Origin of the sequence: Pseudomonas sp. 22189 (assembly GCF_052045635.1) — a bacterium.
Taxonomy (GTDB): domain Bacteria; phylum Pseudomonadota; class Gammaproteobacteria; order Pseudomonadales; family Pseudomonadaceae; genus Aquipseudomonas; species Aquipseudomonas parakoreensis.
Map to the genome: position 1 here is coordinate 1 of NZ_JBQEPG010000078.1, position 478 is coordinate 478.

At 57.5% G+C, this 478-nt stretch carries 1 protein-coding gene; it reads right to left on the reverse strand.

What is annotated here, in order from left to right:
• Window positions 1-36: 36 nt before the first annotated feature.
• Window positions 37-330 carry a hypothetical protein gene (locus ACTJKS_RS28060; RefSeq protein WP_007963021.1) on the reverse strand — a complete coding sequence of 98 codons (294 nt, stop codon included), beginning with the start codon at window positions 328-330 and terminating at the stop codon, window positions 37-39.
• Between the last annotated feature and the right edge of the window lie 148 nt (window positions 331-478).

Consider the following 478-nt stretch of genomic DNA (forward strand, 5'->3'; position numbering starts at 1 on the left):
CTGACGCCTTCGCGAGCAGGCTCGCTCCCACGAGGGTTAATGGATGATCCAGCTCAACAGCCACAACCCCAACAGCAACCAGATGATCCCGGCAATGATCGACGCATTCATGAACGCGCGAATCGCCGACCACAGCAGCATCAGGCCGACAATCAGCGCGAGGATGCTGATGATCGAGGTGTCCATGCCCAGTGTCTTGGCCAGGCCATCGACAAAATTGCCGCCAGCGTTGCTCAGTATGTTGAACAGGCCGCTGAGCCCATCGACGATGAAGCGGATGATCGAACCGAGTGCCTGGCCGAGCCATTCGAAAAAGCTTTCTACCTGCATGTGTGCATCCTGATGAAAGAGCTGAGCCTTGGGCCACAACGCGGGTGGCCGAGTTCCCTGACAGGAGTATGGCCCAATGCTGCGCCGAACGGAAAATCTGTAGGAGCTGCCGCAGGCTGCGATCTTTGGCTGTTGATTTTCAGGGGCA